Source organism: Sphingobacterium micropteri (assembly GCF_014692515.1).
Classification (GTDB): Bacteria; Bacteroidota; Bacteroidia; order Sphingobacteriales; family Sphingobacteriaceae; genus Sphingobacterium; species Sphingobacterium micropteri.
Genome location: NZ_JACOIK010000020.1, coordinates 40,434 through 61,861, shown reverse-complemented (window position 1 = coordinate 61,861; position 21,428 = coordinate 40,434). Strand labels below are relative to the sequence as shown.

12 protein-coding genes are annotated in these 21,428 nt (G+C 43.0%); 8 read left to right on the top strand and 4 right to left on the bottom strand.

All coding sequences use genetic code 11. The features are described 5' to 3' along the window. Positions 1-205 precede the first annotated feature (205 nt). A complete protein-coding gene (locus H8B06_RS20250; protein ID WP_190996008.1) occupies positions 206-403 on the bottom strand; it encodes a hypothetical protein in 198 nt (65 codons plus the stop codon). A 44-nt stretch (positions 404-447) separates the two neighbouring features. Here H8B06_RS20250 and glk point away from each other — a divergent pair, with 44 nt between their 5' ends. Then, complete coding sequence (gene glk / locus H8B06_RS20245; protein ID WP_190996007.1) at positions 448-1,491, top strand: glucokinase; 1,044 nt, start codon at positions 448-450, stop codon at positions 1,489-1,491. A gap of 41 nt (positions 1,492-1,532) precedes the next feature. On the opposite strand, the gene H8B06_RS20240 is transcribed toward glk, so the two are convergent. Beyond that, complete coding sequence (locus H8B06_RS20240) at positions 1,533-2,594, bottom strand: Mrp/NBP35 family ATP-binding protein (RefSeq protein WP_190996006.1); 1,062 nt, start codon at positions 2,592-2,594, stop codon at positions 1,533-1,535. Positions 2,595-2,808: 214 nt separating this feature from the next. Here H8B06_RS20240 and H8B06_RS20235 point away from each other — a divergent pair, with 214 nt between their 5' ends. The 7 genes from H8B06_RS20235 to hpt all read left to right on the top strand — a co-directional run bounded on the left by H8B06_RS20235 (position 2,809) and on the right by hpt (position 15,199). Further along, entirely contained in the window at positions 2,809-5,631 is a 2,823-nt protein-coding gene (locus tag H8B06_RS20235) for a triple tyrosine motif-containing protein (RefSeq protein WP_190996005.1), read from the top strand. A gap of 301 nt (positions 5,632-5,932) precedes the next feature. Next, positions 5,933-9,052 carry a SusC/RagA family TonB-linked outer membrane protein gene (locus tag H8B06_RS20230; protein ID WP_190996004.1) on the top strand — a complete coding sequence of 1,040 codons (3,120 nt, stop codon included), beginning with the start codon at positions 5,933-5,935 and terminating at the stop codon, positions 9,050-9,052. A gap of 13 nt (positions 9,053-9,065) precedes the next feature. Then, the gene (locus tag H8B06_RS20225; protein WP_190996003.1) at positions 9,066-10,586 is read left to right on the top strand and encodes a RagB/SusD family nutrient uptake outer membrane protein; all 1,521 of its coding nucleotides are present in this window, start codon (positions 9,066-9,068) and stop codon (positions 10,584-10,586) included. A gap of 9 nt (positions 10,587-10,595) precedes the next feature. After that, entirely contained in the window at positions 10,596-11,546 is a 951-nt protein-coding gene (locus tag H8B06_RS20220) for a hypothetical protein (RefSeq protein WP_190996002.1), read from the top strand. Positions 11,547-11,576: 30 nt separating this feature from the next. After that, positions 11,577-12,431 carry a glycoside hydrolase family 16 protein gene (locus H8B06_RS20215; protein WP_190996001.1) on the top strand — a complete coding sequence of 285 codons (855 nt, stop codon included), beginning with the start codon at positions 11,577-11,579 and terminating at the stop codon, positions 12,429-12,431. A gap of 111 nt (positions 12,432-12,542) precedes the next feature. Next, a complete protein-coding gene (locus H8B06_RS20210; protein ID WP_223857820.1) occupies positions 12,543-14,624 on the top strand; it encodes a transglycosylase domain-containing protein in 2,082 nt (693 codons plus the stop codon). A 17-nt stretch (positions 14,625-14,641) separates the two neighbouring features. Further along, positions 14,642-15,199, top strand: a complete 558-nt coding sequence (gene hpt / locus H8B06_RS20205; protein ID WP_190996000.1) for a hypoxanthine phosphoribosyltransferase — start codon at positions 14,642-14,644, stop codon at positions 15,197-15,199. On the opposite strand, the gene H8B06_RS20200 is transcribed toward hpt, so the two are convergent. Together H8B06_RS20200 and H8B06_RS20195 are read right to left on the bottom strand one after the other, a co-directional pair. Next, the gene (locus tag H8B06_RS20200; RefSeq protein WP_190995999.1) at positions 15,160-18,042 is read right to left on the bottom strand and encodes a PD-(D/E)XK nuclease family protein; all 2,883 of its coding nucleotides are present in this window, start codon (positions 18,040-18,042) and stop codon (positions 15,160-15,162) included. The two genes, hpt and H8B06_RS20200, sit on opposite strands and share 40 nt — an antisense overlap. A gap of 13 nt (positions 18,043-18,055) precedes the next feature. Continuing rightward, on the bottom strand, positions 18,056-21,424 hold the full coding sequence (locus H8B06_RS20195; protein WP_190995998.1) for a UvrD-helicase domain-containing protein: 3,369 nt from the start codon (positions 21,422-21,424) through the stop codon (positions 18,056-18,058). Positions 21,425-21,428: the final 4 nt, after the last annotated feature.

Genomic DNA, 21,428 nt, shown 5'->3' with positions numbered 1-21,428 from the left:
CAAAAATTACATCGAAATGCTGTATGAAAGAATCATTGTGTAACTTTGCTTTAGCAAAAAATAGAATAACAGTAAATATTATCAAGAACTAACCGATAAAGCTGTCAAGTTTTTTTAGGAAGGTACATTCTTGCGAATGTCGCCGTACGCTGGGAAGCAACTTCTGTACATCAAAACGTTCATGGTATACGGCAATACATACATGTTAGGCACCGGAATGGTCATCCCGTACACCGATGTAAACAAGATAGCCGGAAATTTCATCAGGTAGGGCAACGAAACGATGTCGGCGAACGACGACGTGACACTTCCGTCCGCCGATGCTGCACATCCGTGCGCCGACGTCGCATTTCCGTCCGGGTTGCGCCAAAAACTTTTGATACGATAGATAACACAGTTGCATACTCTTAAAAATATTCGTATTATAGCATAACAATCACATAAACGATGTCATATAGATTTTATTTGCCAAGGAAAGAGGACGGATCATTAAACGGAAAGAAAATCTTGGCTGTAGATATAGGAGGAACTAAAACGAGTTTCGGTATTTTTGAAGTAAACGGAAACAAACTTTCGCTGATACGGGAAGAAACATTTGGGTCTCGTTCGCTCGGTACGTTTGAGGAAATTTTGCAAAAATTTCTAACAGCGGACGATAACGTTAGACCTGATGTCCTGTCGATTGGAGTAGCTGGACCAGTATTGGAAAATAAGGTAACATTGACCAACCTCTCCTGGGAATTGGACGCTGCGTCTTTACAGACAGCATTTAATATCGAAAAAGTCTCGATTATCAATGATTTAGAAGCGACGGCGTATGGTTTGGTAGGATTAAGCGCGGAAGACACGGTATCCTTGTTTGAAAGTTCTGAAACGATCTCCGGCAATATGGTGGTATTGGCGCCCGGAACAGGGTTGGGTGAGGCAGGTATATTCTGGGATGGAACCTATCATCGCCCATTTGCAACCGAAGGTGGGCATAGCGAATTCGCACCACGTACGGATCTCGATGTAGAACTGTTACATTATCTGCAACAAGAGGATGCAATTATCAGTTGGGAACATGTGGTATCTGGACCAGGAATATACAGGATATATAAATTCCTTCGAGATGCCAAAGGACATAAGGAGCCTGCTTGGTTGAAAGAAAATTTCAAGAATAACGATAATCCGGCGGCGGTAATCAGCCATGCTGCTATGCGGGAATTAGATGCTACATGTAGTTTAACAATGGACCTGTTCGTCAGTTATATGGCACGGGAATCGGCGAGTTTGGTGTTAAAACATAAAGCTGTTGGAGGTCTATGGTTAGGAGGAGGGATTCCGCCAAGGATATTTCCATTGCTGAAAAAAGATCTTTTCCGGGAACAGTTCATCCAAAATGCCCACATGAAGCATCTGTTGGAGAAAGTACCTATCCGTATTGTTTTAAATAGCCAAGCTGCACTTATTGGTGCGGGCTATTACGGTGCTTTCGGTGCTGCTGAGTAATTATAGCGAACCTGTCCGTTAATTTGGCGGACAGGAATAACTTAATCTACTTTATTGGCGAGTATACTCAATTCTTGCGCAGCACGACCGGCTATTTCTTTATAGGCGTTGGCAACAGGTTCATCTGCATCCAAAAGAACCGGAAAGCCATTGTCGCCCGCATCGGCAACTGCTTTTACCAATGGTATTTCTCCTAAAAAAGGAACGTTATTGTCTTCTGCCAGACGTTTTCCGCCATCTTTGCCAAAAATATAATATTTGTTGTTTGGTAACTCAGCTGGCGTGAAATACGACATATTCTCCACGATACCAATAATGGGAATATTGATCCCTTCCATGCGGAACATAGCCATTCCTTTCATCGTATCGGCCAACGCAACCTGTTGTGGTGTAGTCACGATAACTGCGCCGGAGATAGGGTACGACTGTGCCACCGTAATATGAATGTCGCCGGTTCCGGGAGGCATATCGACAATGAGATAATCCAATTCACCCCAATGGGCATCGCCAAAGAGTTGTTTGATAGCGGATGTTGCCATAGGTCCCCGCCACGGTATTGGTTGGTTGGGATCCGTGAAAAAACCGATAGATAATAGTTTCAATCCGAATTTTTCTACAGGTGATATCTTCTGTTTTCCGTTAATTTGAATAGATGCCGGACGGGTACCTTCTAATCCGAACATCAGCGGTAACGAAGGGCCATAAATATCCGCGTCTAATAAGCCGGTTTTTGCACCGCTTTCTGCCAACGCCAAGGCTAGATTACTCGCCACAGTCGATTTACCGACACCGCCTTTACCGGATGACACTAAAATAATGTTTTTAATACCATCTAGTTGTGCAGATTCTACACCTACTACACGCGAAGTCATGTTGATATCCACATCGATCTCCTTACTGACGAAAAGGCCGATAGCATTCCGACAGGCGTGTTCGATGTGTCCTTTCAATGGACAAGCAGGGGTGGTTAACACGACATCAAACTTAATTTTATCGGGTAGAATTTCTACATTTTGAATCATGTTCAAGGTCACCAGATCTTTTTTGAGATCGGGCTCTTCTACATGCCCCAGAGCGTATAATATTTGTTCTTTTGTAATCATGACCATGGTTTGTTACGTTACAAATTTACACATTGAAAGAGACAATCTTGTCATCGATTTGTTGTTAAGCGAAATTGTCATCTAAAGGGATTTTGCTATCTTCGTCTACCAACGCTAACGATATAGCCAGATACGAATGGGTAGATATATATTTCTTCTTTCAATTTTCTTTTTGATTTTTTGCGAAAAAACATATGCGCAACGTACGATTGCGATGCCACAAATCATAAACTATTCCAGTAAAGTGTATGAGGGTGGTGTCCAAAATTGGGATGTAACGCAGGACACGCAGGGTATCATGTATTTTGGTAACAATGAGGGACTGCTTTCTTTTGATGGACGGTACTGGAATGTGTATCCGTTGCCCAATTCCACAATTGTGCGTTCGGTCTGTTTTGACGGAAAGGGAAGAATCTATGTGGGAGGACAGGATGAAATAGGTTATTTTGAAGCCGATGAACGGGGTACGTTGGTCTACCATTCCTTAGTGGGAAAAATCCCGGAGAAAGAAAGGCAATTTGCGGATGTATGGCATATTGCCATATCAGGAGAACATGTCTTTTTTCAAGCTAATAACCATATTTTTCATTACTATCAAGACAAAATTAGTGTGGATAGACCGCATAGTAGTTGGCAGTACATGACATCCGTTGGGGAAGATGTTTATGCCCAAGATATGGAAAGAGGGCTGCTGCATTATGAAGACGGCATTTGGAAGTCCATTATCGGAGAAAATACCATCAAAAAGGGAGTGATGATTACGGGTATAGTGGCTTACTCGGCTGATACCTTATTAGTTGCAACGATGAAAGATGGTCTTTTTTATGTAGGAAACCGTAAATTTTTCCCGAAAGAAACGTCTTTGGATGCTCAATTTTTAACAAACCGCATTTCAAGTATTAGATCGTTGGGAAATGATTTGTTTGCACTAAGCATGTATCCTGAAGGTATGCTGATTATAGATAAAGATGGTGAGATCGTTCAGCGATATAGTTATGGAGAGGGTTTGCAAACGAATAATATCCGTAATATATTTAAAGACAGAAATGGCAACCTATGGTTAGCTTTAGATGATGGAATAGATTATATCGCTGTCAACAGTGCCATCAAATATATTTATCCCGATCAGCATACGAAGTTGGGAACATATAGTTTGCGTATTTTTAACCATAAACTGTATCTCGGAACATCCAACGGTTTGTATGTAACACCTTATAGAGGCGATGCTATTGACAATATTGGCATGTCAGAGGCAAGATTTGAAAAGGTGCCTCATAGCGATGGACAAGTATGGTCCATCCAAGATGTAAACGGCAGGTTGTTAATTGGACATGAAGAGGGGAGCTTTGAGATACAGGACGACGGTGTAGTGTCGGTCCATAGCTCTACCGGAATCTGGACATATCAGGCAGCATCACGTGTATCGCCTTCTTATGATATCGTTGCAGGGTCTTATTTAGGTTTACGCCATATTGTATTCGATGGTCAGCGCTTTATCGACAAGGGGCATATAGAGGGGTCATATGAAACCTTGCGCTTTGCGCATTATGACGCTACAACCCACGCCATATGGGTATCGCATCCGTATCGGGGAGTTTTTAAATTATCCCTGTCAAAAGACTTTAAGAAAATTACACACCAACAGCGTTATGACGTAGCAGGAGGCTTACCATCTATGTTGCACAATTATATTTTTCATATTCGAAATGATATTATGGTGTCGACACCTAAAGGCGTGTATGTCTACAATGCAGCGAATGACACTTTTATAGCATCGGAAGAATATCAAGCACTCGTTAATATACCCATCCAATACATGATGGAAGATAAAATGGGAAATGTTTGGTTTGCGAGCAATAAGCGGTTGGGTGTGCTGGACTTTTCCCGTCCTGTTGGGGAATACCAATATACTGTTTCTTATTTTCCGGAATTGAATGGAGAGATATTAGGCGGGTTTGAATCGGTGTATGTACATGATGCGGAAAATGTGTTTATAAGTGGACAAAAAGGAGGGATTTTACTGAATTACACGGCCTATCAGGAACGTGCGTCTAGACCTAACATGCTGCTTCGGACTGTCAAAGCGTTTGATAGCGATAAAAAAGAGCAACTGTTGTTTGGAGGGTATCGATATCAGCATGTACCCGATACAAAACTGCGCTATGCCTTTAACTCGCTTCAATTTAATTTTAGTTCGACCATGTATGACCAACAGGAGCAAGTAGAGTTCCGTTATATGTTGGAAGGACTGGAAACAAAGTGGTCGGCTTGGAGTAATCGAAGTGAAAAAGAGTATACAAATTTGCCGGCAGGAACGTATGTTTTTAAAGTGAAATCTAGAAACGGGATGGGGAACGAATCGGAAGAACAGCAATTTTCGTTTCGTGTTGCGCCTCCTTGGTATGCACATCCGGTTAGTTATGTACTGTATGCTGTTTTGTTTCTCGTGTTTATTTTTTGGCTGCTGGGTGTACAGCGTAAAAAATTAAAAGAAAGGCATCGGGATGAGCTCCACGTGCGACAATTGGAAATTGAAAAGAAAGAAAAGGAAGTTATCAAACTCCGTAACGAAAAGCTGGAAGTGGAATTAGGTTTCAAGGATAAAGAATTGGCTAATTTAACCATGAATATCATCCAACGTGGCGAGGTGCTGCGTAAAATTAAGGATAACGTTACCCAAACAATGAATCGCTTAGAAGATAAGGAGGAACAACAAAACTTCCGGCAATTGATTCGCCTTATCCGGTCTGCGGAAAGAACAAATGATGATTGGGAAAAATTCAATACGCATATTCATCATGCCAATGAAAACTTTTTTCTAAGATTAAAAGAACAGCATCCCGATTTGACAGCAAATGAATTAAAACTATGTGCTTTGCTACGTATGAATCTGCTCTCTAAAGAAATTGCTCAACTGATGCATGTTACGGTCAAAGCAGTTGAAGTAAGTCGCTACCGCTTGCGAAAGAAATTAAAGATCGATTCGGAAGTTAATCTCTATGATTATTTGATGCAATATACGAAGAGTGAAGAGTGATGAATAAGGAGTGCGCCTGAGAAGTAAAGCGTGTGTAGCTATTGATCACGAATTGTTAATTATTAGTTACTGTTTTTTGTAGAATATTGATAATTAGTGTTTTAATATAATAGTGTAGCGTGTTTGTAGTGGTGTTTTGGGCGTTTTATTTGCTAATATGATCTTTTGTAGTGGTAATTGTAGTCTCGGAAAAAAGACACTTTACCGATTACCCTCCTATTTTTGAACCATGTTCTTTGGCAATCACAAAGAATTGGAGTGAACCAAAATTTTTATAAACCATGTTAAACAAATTCAACTTATGAGGATTAGAATTTTACATGCATTCATGTTACTGTGTATGTGCTTTTCGGTTACGGAACTTGCTGCACAGACTATGCAGGTGCGGGGGCGGGTTACGTCGGCCGTTACCCAAGAGCCTTTGTCGGGTGTGACCGTCGCCGTTCAGGGAAGTACACAGGCAACCAGTACGGATGGATCTGGACAGTATTCCATTCAGGTAACAGGTAATAGGGCTACCTTAATATTTACCCAAATGGGCATGCTGTCTGCCCGGGCCACGGTGACCCAGGCGGGCGTTTATGACATCCAGCTACAGGAAGGTGTGGATGAACTGGAAGAGGTCGTTGTCGTCGGTTACGGAACGCAAAAGAAAAGTGTGGTTACCGGAGCAATTAGCAGCGTCAAGGCGAGCGATTTGGAGACCATGCCGGTAACGCGTATTGAACAATCTTTGCAGGGGCGAACGTCCGGTTTAACCATCGCCACGAATTCCGGTCAGCCCGGTTCGGCAGCGACTATCCGTGTGCGTGGTTTTACCACCTTTGGGAACAATAACCCGCTTTGGGTCGTCGATGGTGTTGTTATCGACGCTGGAGGTATCAGTTATCTGAACCAATCGGATATCGAATCCATAGAAGTGCTGAAAGATGCGTCTTCGCAGGCAATTTATGGGGCTCGGGCCGCAGCAGGCGTTATTTTGGTTACGACCAAAAAAGGAGCTGCCGGCGCTATGCGTGTCAACTACAACACTTTTGTCGGAACTTCTGCCCCGGCACGCAAACTCAGTTTGCTTAATGCTACAGAATACGCAACCTTGAGAAATGAAGCGGCCTTTGCTGCCGGAAATGCAATACCATTTGCTGATCCCAGATCATTTGGTGAAGGAACAGACTGGCAGGAGGAGATTTTCAATAAAAATGCATTCCGGCAGAACCATGAGTTGAGCGTAAGTGGTGGTAATGATGTATCGACCTTTTACACTTCTTTTGGGTATCTCTCGCAAGACGGGGTCATTGCCTCTGATATATCCAATTACAGGCGGGTCAATATCCGTTTAAATTCTGAACATAAGGTCACAAAATGGCTTAAATTGGGACAAAACTTAGGATATTCTCATGAGAGAAGCCAGGGCGTCGGAAATACCAATAGCGAATACGGTGGCCCCTTGTCTTCGGCTATTAACCTGGATCCGATAACGCCTGTTATAGAGACGGATCCCGATGTTATCAACAGCCCGAATAGACCTTACCAAAGTCAGGCCGTGGTTCGTGATGCGTTTGGCAATCCGTACGGCATTTCGCCTTATGTGGTGCAGGAAATGTCAAACCCGTTAGCATATATGCAGACTCGGCTCGGAAACCACGGATGGTCGGACAACTTTGTAGGAAATGTTTATGGTGAAATTGAATTACTAGAGGGATTGAAGATCCGTTCGACCTTAGGAACGAAATTGTCTTTTTGGGGCAATGAAAGTTTTACACCCGTTCATTATTTAAATACCATTGTACAACGTTCACAAAATGATTTTACTAGAGGAACACATCGAGGTTTTGACTGGAATCTGGAAAACACCATTTCCTATGAACGCGCTATAGAGGATCACAACTTCACGGTGCTTTTGGGGCAAGGAGCTTATTATGACAACCGTGCACGTGGTTTATCGGTGACATACTTTGGTCTACCCGTAAATAATTACGATGATGCCTCTCTGAATTATAATATTCCTGCGGATCAGAAGAATTCCTCGGGCTACGAAAATGTGGGGCATACGGTCTCCTCCTTGTTCGCTAGGCTGAACTATAATTACAAGGAAAAATATATGGCCGAAGGTTTGATACGAAGGGATGGCTCTTCCCGTTTCGGATCAAATAACAAATATGGCGTCTTTCCATCGTTTTCTTTAGGTTGGCTTGCCAGTCGCGAGGACTTTTTGGCCGATAATCCGTACATCAATATGCTAAAGATCAGGGGCGGATACGGTGTGGTCGGTAACGATAATATCGGTGATTTTGCTTATTTGTCCACCATTGGGGGAGGGCGTAATTACACCATTGGGCTTACCGATATGTATACCATTGGATACAGCCCCAATGCGCCATCAAATCCAGATTTACGCTGGGAGCAGACCAGCCAGACGAACATCGGTCTGGAAATGACGTTTTTGAATAACTTCAATTTAACGTTTGACTGGTTTAACAAGGTAACGACGGGTATTCTTCAAAATCCGCGGATTCCGGGTTTTGTAGGAGCGATAGGCAATCCGGCAGCCAACGTGGCAGATATGAAAAATACTGGAGTGGAATTGGAGCTTGGCTACCGTAATAAAATTGGAGAATTGGGTTTTGCGGTCAACGGGAATGCCTCTTACCTTAGAAACGAGGTTACGGACATCGGTGCAGGTGTAAGCTTTTTGAACGGGGCTGCTTTTCAAGCGTCTACCTATAATATCACCCGAACAATGGTAGGCCATGCGTTCAATTCCTTTTATGGTTTCCAGACCATGGGTATATTCCAGAATGAAGCGGAGATCAATGCCTATACAAATGCGGAAGGCAGTCTGATACAGCCCAACGCTCGTCCGGGTGATTTTAGATGGGCAGATATTGATGGAAATGGCGTCATTGATGCCAATGATCGTACATTTATCGGCGATCCAACACCAAATTGGTCTTACGGTTTTACCTTGAATTTGGATTGGAAGAATTTCGATGCCTTGATATTTGGGCAAGGGGTAGCGGGAAATAAAATATTCCAAGGTCTACGCCGGTTGGATATCAACAATGCCAATTATTCTACCCGGGCATTGGGAAGATGGACGGGTGATGGCTCGTCCAATGACTTTCCGCGCCTGACGGATGCGGATAATAATAACAATTTTACGAATCCTTCTGATTTTTATCTGGAAGATGGTAGCTATTTCCGTTTCAAGACGGTACAGTTAGGCTATACGCTGCCCAGCGACGTATCCAAGCGAGTGGGTCTGCAGAAAGCGAGATTGTATGTCATGGCCGAAAACCTGTGGACATCCACTAAATACTCCGGCTTTGATCCGGAAATTGGTGGAGATATTATGAGTATAGATCGTGGTGTGTATCCACAGGCTCGGTCATTCATGGTGGGACTTAATGTTGCATTTTAAATTAGAAATCGTGATGAAAAGATATATTAAATTATCCCTGATGTTTGGTGCTTTATCCATTATGGGATTGCAGTCGTGTTCCGATAGTTTTTTGGAATTAAAGCCTCGGGGCACAGACTTGGAAGAGAATTATTATAGAAATCGTCAGGAGGCATACAATGGTTTGGTGGCAATCTATGATGTTGTGGGATTCCAAAGTTCAGGATACACGACAAAAATATTGAGCACTTCCGCTGCTTCCGATGACCATTTCGCAGGCGGTGGTGGATCTTCAGACTTGCCACATATCCAGGCGTGGTCCGATTATTCGTTAGAACCTGCCGTGGGCCCGCAGGAAGATCTTTGGAGAAGGGGCTATATGGGGATCATGCGTGCAAATGTTTTGTTGCAAAAGCTATCAGACGTTCCGATGTCTGAACAGGAAAAAGCAAGATTTGAGGCAGAGGCAAAATTTCTGAGAGCCTACTTTTATTTTGACTTGATCCGTTATTTCCGGAATATTCCGTTGATTACGAGTCCGCTGGAAGGAGATGCCATTTATGAAGTAATCCAAGCTGCTCCAGAAGATGTATACACCGCCATGGAAAACGATCTGTTGGAGGCAATGCCGGGTTTACCGCTAACGATAAACGCGACCTCAGAAGCAGGAAGAGCCTCGCAAGGTACGGCAAGAGCACTGCTGGGCAAGGTTTATCTACAGCAGGAAAAATTTACGCAGGCAGCGGCACAATTTAGCGAGGTAAACGGTGAGCCTGGCCAAACCAGTCAATATGGATATAGTTTGTTAAATAATTTTTCCGAACTGTTCAATGTGGATAATAAATTCAACAGCGAATCCATCTTTGAAATTTCATTTACGAATACATCGGTGGGTGATTGGGGCTGTATAGACTGTACCGAAGGGAACATCCTCAACATTATGATTGGTCCCCGTGGCTATGCACCCGGCTCCGGAGCACCGGACTATGTTGCAGGTTGGGGATTCCTTCCGCTGACGACGGAATTGGTGGGTGTGTTACAGGGAGATCCGCGATATTCTTCTACCGTCATCGACATGCATCAATTGGCAGGAAATGGGTCGTCGTACACACCCGGTTATATGGACAGTGGGTATTTTCTAGAAAAATATGCTGGAAGAGAATCCAATCGCTGGACAGGTGCCGGATCGTTTGAACTCAACTTTCCACAGAATATCTATGATATTAGGCTCGCTGACACCTACCTGTTGGAAGCGGAAGCTCTCGTCAGAGGAGGCGGAAATGCTACTCGCGCTGCTGCACTATTGAATGCGGTTCGGGAACGGGTAGGCTTAGGGCCGGTAGCGGCTACTTTTGAAAATATCAAACGCGAGCGTAGATTGGAACTGGCAGGCGAGGGACACCGCTGGTTTGATCTTGTACGCTGGGGCGACGCCGCAACGGCTCTTGGAGACCGAGGATTTGTGGCTGGAAAGCATGAAGTATTGCCTATCCCTTTGTTGGAATTGGATAATACCCTTTTGGAACAGAATAAAGAATACGGTGGAACTAAATAAAAAAATATCATGACAATCGATTATAAAATACCAAAGAAAATGAAGGTGTGGGGGGCGATGCTTCTGCTCTTCTTTATACAGTCCTGTCAGATAGAGGGCGAAAATCTATCATTGGATGATTTGCCACAACCCGATTTTGAGGCTATAGAGACCGGACCGGGACGGGTACAGTTAACAAATAAAACTAATACACCGACCATTGCCAAATGGACCGTATTGAGCAGTGGGCAAACGCTGGAAGGGGATGTCGTAGAGGCAAATTTGATTTTTGAAGGCTTGTATGATATCCAATTGAACGTCGTCGGACAAGGGGGGATGGCAAGCATAACCAAATCAGTCACCATTTCGGAAAATGATCCCGAAGCATGTGCTAACGACAGGGCCTTGGGTTTCATTGCGAGCTGTGATCAGAAAAAATGGAAATTGAATCCGGAAGCAGGTGCGTTCAAGGTAGGTCCTGGGCCGGATAACGGTGAATGGTGGAGCAGCGGTGTCGCAGACGTCACCGCGAGGGCATGCGAATTTAACGACGAGTTTGTTTTCTCTTTCAACGCTGAAGGCACTTTTGCCTACGACAACAAAGGTGACTTTTTTGCAGATGGTTATCTGGGGAACGGCACATCGGGTTGTGAACCGGCTGCAAATCTAACCGGCGAACAAGCTCTGTGGAATTCCGGAACCTTCCGGTTTTCCGTGACCGAAGGTACGGGTGTAAACCGGCTTGGCCAACTCCGATTAGTAGGCCGAGGTGCTCATATTGGTGTCAAAAAAGCACACAATGGCGGCGAAACAGTATCGGGACCCGTTAATGATTTCGTATTGTATGACATTTTGGAAATGAAAAGCAATGTAAACGGTCAGGGTTATGATATCTTAAAAATCGGGGTAAGGATCTCCGAAGTGGATCCCGCGACGGGACAAGCTTCTTGGTGGACATTCACTTTACGGTCTTTTGAATAGAACCCCATCTAAATTTATAAAATGAATAAAATGAAAAAAAATATGAGTCTTTGGATACTTCCTTTAGTTGTTATGCTGTCTTGTTCTGAAAAATCAAACGAGAACTACATTGTTATTCCCGAACCTCCTGAACCTAAAACGTATAACTTTGCGACAACACCCTCGTGGGCAGATGAATTTGATGTAGACGGTCTTCCGGATGTCCAGAAATGGAGTTATGATGTCGGCTCGCAAAACAATGGTTGGGGCAACAATGAACTGCAGTATTATACGGAAGCGAGACCAGAAAATGTACATATAGCCGACGGCGTATTGCATATTACCGCTTTAAAAGAAGAATATGAAGGGTTCGGATATACATCGGCACGGTTGGTGAGCAGAGATAAGGGAGATTTTCTTTACGGTCGGTTTGTGGTAAGTGCCAAAGTGCCTCCTGGAAAAGGGAATTGGGCTGCCGCTTGGATGTTGCCTACGGATAGAGTTTATGGAGACTGGCCTCGCTCCGGTGAAATCGATATCCTGGAACACGTTGGTTATGATCAGGACGTGGTGCATATTACGGTGCATACGGAAGATTATAATCATTCCATTGATACCCAGGTCGGATCCAACAGGAAAATTGAGAATGCTACGACAGCGTTTCATGAATACCGTGTAGACTGGACACCAGAATATATTCGTGGTTTTGTAGACAATATACAGATATTCAATTTCCCGAATGAAGGAACAGGCAGTGGCGTATGGCCTTTTGATCAGAAATTTCACTGGCTATTGAATCTGGCTATCGGTGGTGATTGGGGCGGACAGGAGGGTGTAGATGATGAAGCTTTCCCGGCACAGTTGCAGATAGATTACGTTAGAGTGTATGATTTGCTGAATCCGTAAGCAACTTATAGACGAAAAATTTTTAGATGATGAGGGTGACACACAGGTCACCCTCTTTTGTTGTATACTTTCAGAAAAAATATTCTATTTTTAAACAAGAAATAGATTGGTATGCGTATAATCGAAAAATTACCCTCTTTAACACGAAAGCAAAAAAAAATTACCTTAATAACTGGAGGTATTCTTCTTTTGCTACTCGTAATAGGACTTATTATAGCGTTGTCTGTTCGTACGCGGATGTTGGATGAGGTAATGGTGAAAGTGGAAAATACCTTGCGTGAGCGGTATCATATTGATTTTAATGTACAGGAATATTCGTTTACGGGGCTGGCCACTGTTACTTTCCGGGACATTGAAGTTATACCGCAACAGCGGGATACGCTTGCCAAAATTGAACGTATGGCTGTATCGGTTCGATTGTTTCCTTTGTTATTCGGTGATGTAAAAATTGGAAATTTAGCTTTACAAAATGCAGATGTAACTCTTTTAGAGCGTGATACGATCAGTAATTATGATTTTCTATTTCAAAAGCAAGCAAAAGATACCACGGTTAGGGTAGAAGAAGATGTAGAAAGTAATTACGCTTCTTTGATTGATGGTGTGATAAAGCAGATCTTCTTTAAGATTCCCCGAAATATGGAATTAGAGAATTTTCAGCTTTCTTATCAGGATGATAGCGTCCACCAACAGATTCGATTGCCGGAAGCGGTGATGGACGACGGAGATTTCGAGACCAGCCTTTTTTTGAATGACCATGATGCCCAGTGGAACTTGAGCGGACGTGTAAATCCCGATAAACAGCAATTACGGGTTGAAGTGTCGTCCGAGGAAAAAAATGTGGAACTCCCTTTTCTACGTCGGAAATTTGGTCTGCGGGTAAGTTTCGATAAGATCATGTTTGACTTGGCACAAGTGAAACGCATCACGGCAGATTCTTTAACACTTGCCGGTAAATGGTCTTTCGACAATCTGCATGTGAATCATCGTCGTCTGTCGGAAGATGAGGTTGTTATTCCTGAAGCTATTGGAGAAGGACAGCTTAATATCGGCAAAGCTGCTATTGAAATTGATCCAGCAAGTAAAATCCGTGTGAAGGAATTTGAATTTCAACCTTATATTAAGTTTATTCCGAAGCCGGATAAAGTGGTTAGTTTATCTGTTCATACGGGCAAGTTCGAAGCACAAAAGTTATTTGATGCTATTCCGCAGGGATTATTTGAAACACTGGATGGTATTCAGGTTGAAGGAAAGATCGCATATGATCTCGATTTTTTGATCAATTTTGCGGAGCCGGATAGTCTGGCTTTTCATTCTAAAATCGATGACAAGGAGCTGAAAATAATCCAATGGGGAAATGCAGCTGTCAATCAACTAAATGAGCCATTTACGTACAAGGCTTATGAGGATACTGTATTGATGCGGGAGATTGTGGTGGGGACACAAAATCCAACATTCACACCGTTAAATCAAGTGGCTTCTATATTGAAGAAAACGGTGTTGAATACCGAAGATCCGTATTTTTATCAGCACAACGGATTTGAAGAGGAGGCCTTTAAGCTCTCTATCGCTACGAATGTGAAGGAACGGGCGTTCAAACGTGGAGCAAGTACCATCTCCATGCAGTTGGTGAAAAATGTTTTTTTGAACCGGAACAAAACCATGATGCGGAAATTTGAAGAGATTTTGTTGGTATGGCTAATGGAGACCTCGGAACAGGTGGGTAAAGACCGCATGTTTGAGGTATATTTGAATGTGATTGAATGGGGCAAAAATGTATATGGTATCCAGGAAGCATCTTCCTATTATTTTGGCAAAACACCTGCTCAGCTAAACATCGGGGAGAGTTTATTCCTCTCCAGTATTATTCCTCGCCCGAAAACTGGACTTTCTTCTTTTGACTATACTGGGCATCTAAAACCTTGGGTACAGCGGCATTTTAATACGTATGGTTATATTATGAGTAAGCTTGGGCAGCTGCAGGATGAACAGGTGCCGGAAGCGTACGGGTTTTATGGTGTTGTTCTAGAGCCTGGGCTACGACCGCCAAGGCCGAAAGGGTTGATCGATACCACGTTCAGGGAAATCGATCCGGAGCAAGAAGCCATTATGCAGGAGATGGAAAGCGACGAAGCGAGACGTAGAAGCCTGTTGGAAAAGCTGTTTGGTAAAGAAGCGGAAGTAGAGAAGGAATAAAAAACAGATCTAAATAGATGGCAAATATCCAAATAGACAATTTAAATTTTGAGCTTTTTATTGATCATGGTCAGATAAAAGAACGTATCCGGTCGATGGGCATGGATATCAGTTTGAAATACGCCGATAAGAATCCTGTCTTTCTGGGGGTGTTGAATGGTTGTTTCATGTTTATGGCCGATCTTGTGAAAGAGATCAATATTCCATGTGAGCTGTCTTTTGTGAAACTGGCGTCTTATAATGGAACTACACAGGATCAAATTCATGAATTGGTGGGCGTAGGGATGGATTTAACAGGACGTAATGTCATCATTGTCGAAGATATTATCGACTCGGGAAATTCGCTAAAACACACGATGGAAGCACTGGAAAGACTTCAGATTGCAAACATCGAGGTGTGTGCCCTATTGATGAAGCCTGTATGTATAAAACATGCATTTGACAATATCGCATATGTCGGTTTTGAGATCGGTGAAGAGTTCGTTGTAGGATACGGCATGGATTACAATGGCCAATGCCGCAACCTACCAGATATCTATAAAAATTCCTCCACATCTTCCGTTGCATTCCGATAAAATAAGGTATAGGGATCGGACGGGTACACCTTACTTTCCGGAGTATGTTTAAAAGGGACATCCGGATTAAAAATCTCTTCTAATGTAGCCCGGAGAAACACTATAAAGTCTTCTTTTATAGTGAGCAATCTTTCCTCTTCCAATGTTTCGGTCCGTACTCGGAATAAAGTACCGTCTTCGCGCATACGACGTGCAACGTATAAATGAGGTTCTAATTGTTTTCGACCTGTTACTTGTTCAAATACATACGCATAAAACAATGTTTGCACCAGCGCTTTGTTTTCGGTGTTGGCAGCAAATACTTTTTCGATAGTTTTAAATTCGACACTATCGCCGCCTGTTTTATAGTCGACAATACGTGTTTTTACTTGACCGTCATGGGTAAGTACCTCGTCCACACGGTCAATGATACCAAATAAGCGGATGGTTTCTTCTTTTCCGTTGATAAGGATCGGGAAATCGATGCTGTAATCCTCATCATTTTCCAGTTCTATGATGCGAAAGGCTTTGTAATGGGCGATGTCGTATTCGATATAGACCGCGACATAGGCGGAAGCTATTTTATGCATAATACGTTGCATGCTGTTTAAGTCGTCGATCGTTAATAATTCGTTGTGATATTGTGTGCCGATCTCGCGAACGACTAAGCTGTCCAACTGATCTAAGGTAGATGCGAGTTGTTTGGTAGGTGTAAAATCAGCTAGCCCTTTGTATGGCTTCAAGATCGTTTCCATCACATTGTGGATAACCGTGCCTAGCCGGTTCATTTCAAACTCCTGTGAAATGGTGGGAGGTTCCTTGATCTCGGCAACGTACTTCAGGAAAAACTGTAGTGGCGATTGTAGGTAGCTGGTTAAGGCGGTAGCCGATAAGTTTTTCTTTCGTACGACGAACATCTCCCATAATTGCTTCCATACGTCACCCGTTTTAGGGATAACTAATTCATCAGGAGTGTCCTGGAAACGAATTGGTTGTTGTTGAGTGTATATCTTGAAATGAAAATTACTCTCGAACTGCAGCTGTTTTATAAAACGGCTTTCTTCGCCGGTGCTACTCTCGTCGACTAAACTATTGTAAAATACATGAAGACCATCGCTATATTGAAAATGTCGATAGAAAAGATACGCCGAAAGTGCGTCTTGGTTCTCTAAGATTGGGAGTTGGTAAGCTCGTCGTAAACTATTGGGCAAAAAAGTCGGGGAACTAGATGTTTGGGGAAGGATGCCTTCGTTTGCACCGAGTATGTATACGTGGTCAAAGTTGAGACAGCGGCTTTCCAATAGACCCATAATCTGTAGTCCGTTTAGCGGATCTCCCTCGATGGCCGCATTGATTGGATTGATGGCTTTTCGAATTAAGCCGAGCTGGAAGGCTATTGATGTGGAGCCTAAGTTTGATAAGCCTTGATGCAACTGGTTGAGCACTTTCTTGGTCTCGATAATAAGGTTGCTGTCAATTTGGCCCACACGGTCCTGCGCTGTCATCGAAACGAGCAAACTATCTAGCAATTGAATGAGGGTCGGAATGAGTAGAACGGAAGTCGATAATGGTTTAAAGAACGACGTAAACACCGTACTCGTCAAGCGGATGCTATCCACATCGATTTCAAACTGCTGCTTATCGGTGATGTCTTTGAATAGAGCCTCCCGTTCTTTTACGGAAACGCCGGTTAATGGATGATTCACAAAAGTTTCTACATATTGGAAAGCGATCTTGCGCCTTTTGTCGTGCGAAATTTCTTCCTGTACATCCATCCATAAGTCTAGCAAGCCGTATATTGGCGATTGTGTTAGCGGGTAGCCTGTTGTAATGTTTGGTTTTACATCCGGCAAACTTTGAAGCAGGGGTACCAGTAAGCTTTCATCCGCAAGCAAGATAGCGGCACTTTTCGCAGACGACGCTGAAGCGAGCAATATATCGTGTAAAAGCTTGGTCTGGCTGTTTTTACCGCTGCAGGCATAGAGATGGACGGTGCTCTGTCTATGGCCCAATATCGCTTGGCTTTCTCCCAGGGCGTTAACTAACCCATAACTTTTTATGTTACGACGGATAAACAGACCGGCTTCTTGTTCTTTATCATCCAGGTAATAGGTGTCGGCATCAAAATAGAACAGAGCTTCATCTTCCGCTTGCCATCTTTGGAAAAGATGAACCTCAGCTTTGCTGAGGGCATTAAATCCCACAAACAATATTTTTTTGTATGCTTTTGTAAAATGGGGATGGGTCACGTTACCTTCTACAAGCTGCCGGTATAGACTGGGATAATGCAGCTGTTTTTCTTGTGTTAGCTTTTGTTTGAATGCTTTATACAATATCGGAAGTCGTCGCCAAAGTTTCAGGAAGCGCTGCTGCAGTCCGCTATGGCCAGCAACAGAGAACGATTGCCAAAATTGCCGGATAAAATGCTGCTGTTCGACCGTGAAATGCTGAAAGGCAATGTCAATTTTTGTCGTGTCATAGAGTTCCATATATATCTGGTCGACATCGACAAGCTCATAGTCCAGTTGTCCGAAATCGCGCAATATGATTTCTGCAATTGGATAAAAATCTTCCAATGTTTCCGGTTCAGAGCCCTCTCCAATTAGCAGTTCGTTGTGTAGCTCGAAAAGATAGAAGAATTGGCTGAGGAGAGATGCTTCCGAGGCATCCGTAGCCTGTTTAAAAAATGATTGGATCGTGAAAAACTGGGGTGACCAGATCGCTTTGCCATAAACCTCTGCTAAGTGTTTCTTGAGGTAAGTGATCGGACGCTTGTTGTTGAATACGATAGCGATGTCGGACAGATCGTTTCCAAAACGACGGTATATATCTTCTGCAACAGTATATAAGAAAGGTTTATTCATTATTTGTTCCCGATTATTCAACTTCAACTAATTCATTAATCTTCGCATAATATAGGTAGCCCCTTATATGGCTGTAGCCTAAGTTGCGCAATGCTTTTTTATAGCTATCTATTTGCCATTGATGGTCGGCATAATCGCCTTTTGTAAACTTAAAATCGAGTACTATTGTTTCTTGGTCGCTGGTAAAAACCTTATCTGGACGGATGGTCTCTCCATTCTCCAAAATGATGCTTGCTTCATTCCATATTTTGTAGTTCCCGGTAAGCCAGCGGTTAATTACCGGATGATGCCATATCTGATGAATTTCCTGAAGAATAAACGGACGATCTTCTGCTGTTAGGATACCGTTCTCGATGTAATCATCGACCAATGCGTCAATTTCTCGTTCCGTAGAGATTTCAGACATGATTTCATGCGCCAGTATGCCATATTGCGCAGCTTTTTCGAGCATCAATATATTATTGATGCTCCGTTTGTGGGATTTATCGAAAGCATTTTGCAGCTCGGATGAAATAGGATAAGAAGATAAAGCAATTAGCGTTTCACTATCTTGCTGGGATGGCGCATCGTCTTTGGTGGGATGAGGAAGAGAGTGATCCATCAGCAGCTGATTGTTTTGAAGCGGAAACGGCGAGTTGCTATCTGATAAAACTTGATGGAGCATATCGCTGATGTATTCGCTTTTGATATCGAATCCAAGTATTTCTCCCGTTTTCTTATCGACCGTTTCCTTATAAGCCGGAGCCAGAATGTATAGATGCTGTATAGCGCGTGTGCTGGCTACATAAAAAGTATTCAGGGCGTCCATATAGTTAAATAGCATCTCCTCATAATATTGTTTATAAAAGATAGATTGCCCTACGCTACCGTTGTATTTAATAGGAATTTTTCCGAATACCTCAAAAGGAGAATCTGCGGTATCGATCCAGAAATCACCGTTCACCATTCCATCTATATCCCAAGAACAGAACGGAAGCATCACAACGTCATAGGCCAAACCTTTTGATTTGTGTATAGTCGTTACCTCAATGGCGTCTACTTTGCCATTGGCAGGCAAGGAAGCATTGCTGCCATCTTCTTCCCAATATTGTAAAAACTGGCTGATGCCTCGTTCGCCCCGGGCAGAGAATGCCGAAACGATATCCTTGAGCGCCAAGATATAAGGAAGATGAATGTTGTCGGTTTCATGTAAGCCATATATCTCTATAAGCTGTTCGATGAGATGTATGAGGGGGAATTGCTGAAGTTTTGCCCATTGCGCTACTAATGACGATGGAAGGATTGCTGCTAGCTCCTGGATATCGTTATTTTTAAATGTTAACCAAAAATCAGGATCAAATGTGCCTTGTTTGCGGATAGATTGATATAGGTAAGCCATCCTTGCCCGGTACACGATGTGTTTATCGGAAGTATATACCAAGGCTTTCAGCGTTTCGATGAGTAACGAAATGGCATCGTTGGAGGATAAGGACAGCGCGTCGCCTGATATGATTTCGAAGTCAAGACCTTCCTTATTTTTGTAGTGCATTAAAGATTCGATGACCAAACGTGCTTGCGTATTGCTTCTGACAAGTATACCTATTTGTTTGGAAGTGTAACGACCAGAAGAAATCCAGCTATTGATTTTCTCACAAACGAGCTGAAGTGCGTTTTCTATTACTTGATTCCGTCTATAGCGGCCATCTCGTACCGGCAGATATCGAACCTCAATGGAACCTGCTTTTTCGGATGAGTTTTGCCGGTGTGGAGCTACCTGCTGAACACTGTTTTCATAGGCTTTGATGAGCATTTGTGCATTTCCGGAGGTGACCCACCAGCGCTGTCCATCTTCATCTAGCTCTTGCTGTACTTTATCATTTAACACAGCCTGCAGTTTTTGAGGTATACTACTAAAAAGATAGTTGTTCAGCGCTATGATATGGGGGTAGCTTCGGAAATTCGTCTCCAGGGAACCATTTTCGATAAAATCGGAACGTTGTTTTTCGGATAAATGAAAGGCCTGTGCTACCTGTTCTTCTACCTGCTGTAATAATATACGCCAGTCGCCATTCCGCCAACGGTAGATACTTTGTTTGACATCGCCTACGATTAAATGCTCATGGAATTGCTGTTTCGAGTGCCCTAGTGCGTTGATAAGTAGTGGACTGTAGTTTTTCCATTGAATGCGGGAAGTATCTTGGAATTCGTCAAACAGAAAGTAGTTGTATCGGTTTCCGATCTTTTCCCAAATAAAGGTGGGATCATTTTGTTCGTCTAAACCAAGTCGATTGAGTAGGATTTGGGCGTCAGAAATGAGTTGGGCACCATTATCCTTTCTCCATTGGCTTAATAAATCGCTCATTTCCTTTAGTAGGCGCAGATAATACAGGTTGTTCTGCACGGCTTGATAGCCAATATAGTTGGGAAATAAACGATAAAGTTCTGTAAATTGTTGGAGAATAGGTTGCAAAGCCTGCTTAATGTCTAGGCGAAAATGCTTGTCGGATGCGGTATAGGCATCTTCATCATCTACCAAAGCTAAAAATCGAGTAAAAAGCTTTTGGAGTTCGGTAGTCGATGTTTTATGAACATTGATACTGATTCTACTAGCTGTATATAACTTATTGCGTGTTTTCCCTTTTAACTCGTCGGCAGTGATACCTAATGAACGGAATGTCGTGGAGAATGTCCGGATGGTCTGGCTTAACGTGTCTAGAAAAAAAGCAGTTTTCTCTTGTACATCTCTATTCAATAGCGTGAAAACATCTTCTACTTGTGCAGATGCCAGATGAGCATTAAACTCCTGGAAATTCTCTGTAAAAATCAAGCTAGCCAAATTTACCAGCTGTTGCCGGTAGTTCCAGTTTTCATTGTTGGCGATTTTCTGCTCGGCAAATGCCATAATCCAGGTGAGCAGGTCGGGACGCTCGTCCAACAGCTGATTGAGCATCACCGATAAATCTTGCTTAACCTTCGCAGTATTCATCTCGATTTTATAGGCCGCATCGAGATTAAGTTCATACGTAAAACTCCGGATTACCTTTTGTGAAAATCCGTCGATTGTGCTGATGGTAAAGTGACTGTAATCGTGTAATATTTTTCGATATATAGTATGCGCTTTTTGTTGCAATTGTGATTCATCCCATTCCGCGAATTGTTCGAGTAATAGCTGTCTGAAATCCTCAATTTTTTGACGCTTATCAGCTATTGCCAACCCTCGTAGAACGCCGAGTATACGTTCTTTCATTTCTGCCGTGGCTTTATTCGTAAACGTCACCGCTAGAATTTCCCGGTAGCTGTTTTCATTGGATAACAGCAAGGTAAGGTAGTGGAGTGTTAGGCTAAAGGTTTTCCCTGAGCCGGCCGAGGCTTTCAATATCTTTAAAGGCGCAACAGTCTTCATGCTA

Coding starts and splice junctions, on each gene's coding strand:
- H8B06_RS20240 (WP_190996006.1), bottom strand. CDS start 2,594: ATGATTACAAAAGAACAAATATTATACGCTCTGGGGCATGTAGAAGAG.
- glk (WP_190996007.1), top strand. CDS start 448: ATGTCATATAGATTTTATTTGCCAAGGAAAGAGGACGGATCATTAAAC.
- hpt (WP_190996000.1), top strand. CDS start 14,642: ATGGCAAATATCCAAATAGACAATTTAAATTTTGAGCTTTTTATTGAT.
- H8B06_RS20225 (WP_190996003.1), top strand. CDS start 9,066: ATGAAAAGATATATTAAATTATCCCTGATGTTTGGTGCTTTATCCATT.
- H8B06_RS20210 (WP_223857820.1), top strand. CDS start 12,543: ATGCGTATAATCGAAAAATTACCCTCTTTAACACGAAAGCAAAAAAAA.
- H8B06_RS20250 (WP_190996008.1), bottom strand. CDS start 403: ATGCAACTGTGTTATCTATCGTATCAAAAGTTTTTGGCGCAACCCGGA.
- H8B06_RS20220 (WP_190996002.1), top strand. CDS start 10,596: ATGACAATCGATTATAAAATACCAAAGAAAATGAAGGTGTGGGGGGCG.
- H8B06_RS20230 (WP_190996004.1), top strand. CDS start 5,933: ATGAGGATTAGAATTTTACATGCATTCATGTTACTGTGTATGTGCTTT.
- H8B06_RS20215 (WP_190996001.1), top strand. CDS start 11,577: ATGAAAAAAAATATGAGTCTTTGGATACTTCCTTTAGTTGTTATGCTG.
- H8B06_RS20200 (WP_190995999.1), bottom strand. CDS start 18,042: ATGAATAAACCTTTCTTATATACTGTTGCAGAAGATATATACCGTCGT.
- H8B06_RS20235 (WP_190996005.1), top strand. CDS start 2,809: ATGCCACAAATCATAAACTATTCCAGTAAAGTGTATGAGGGTGGTGTC.
- H8B06_RS20195 (WP_190995998.1), bottom strand. CDS start 21,424: ATGAAGACTGTTGCGCCTTTAAAGATATTGAAAGCCTCGGCCGGCTCA.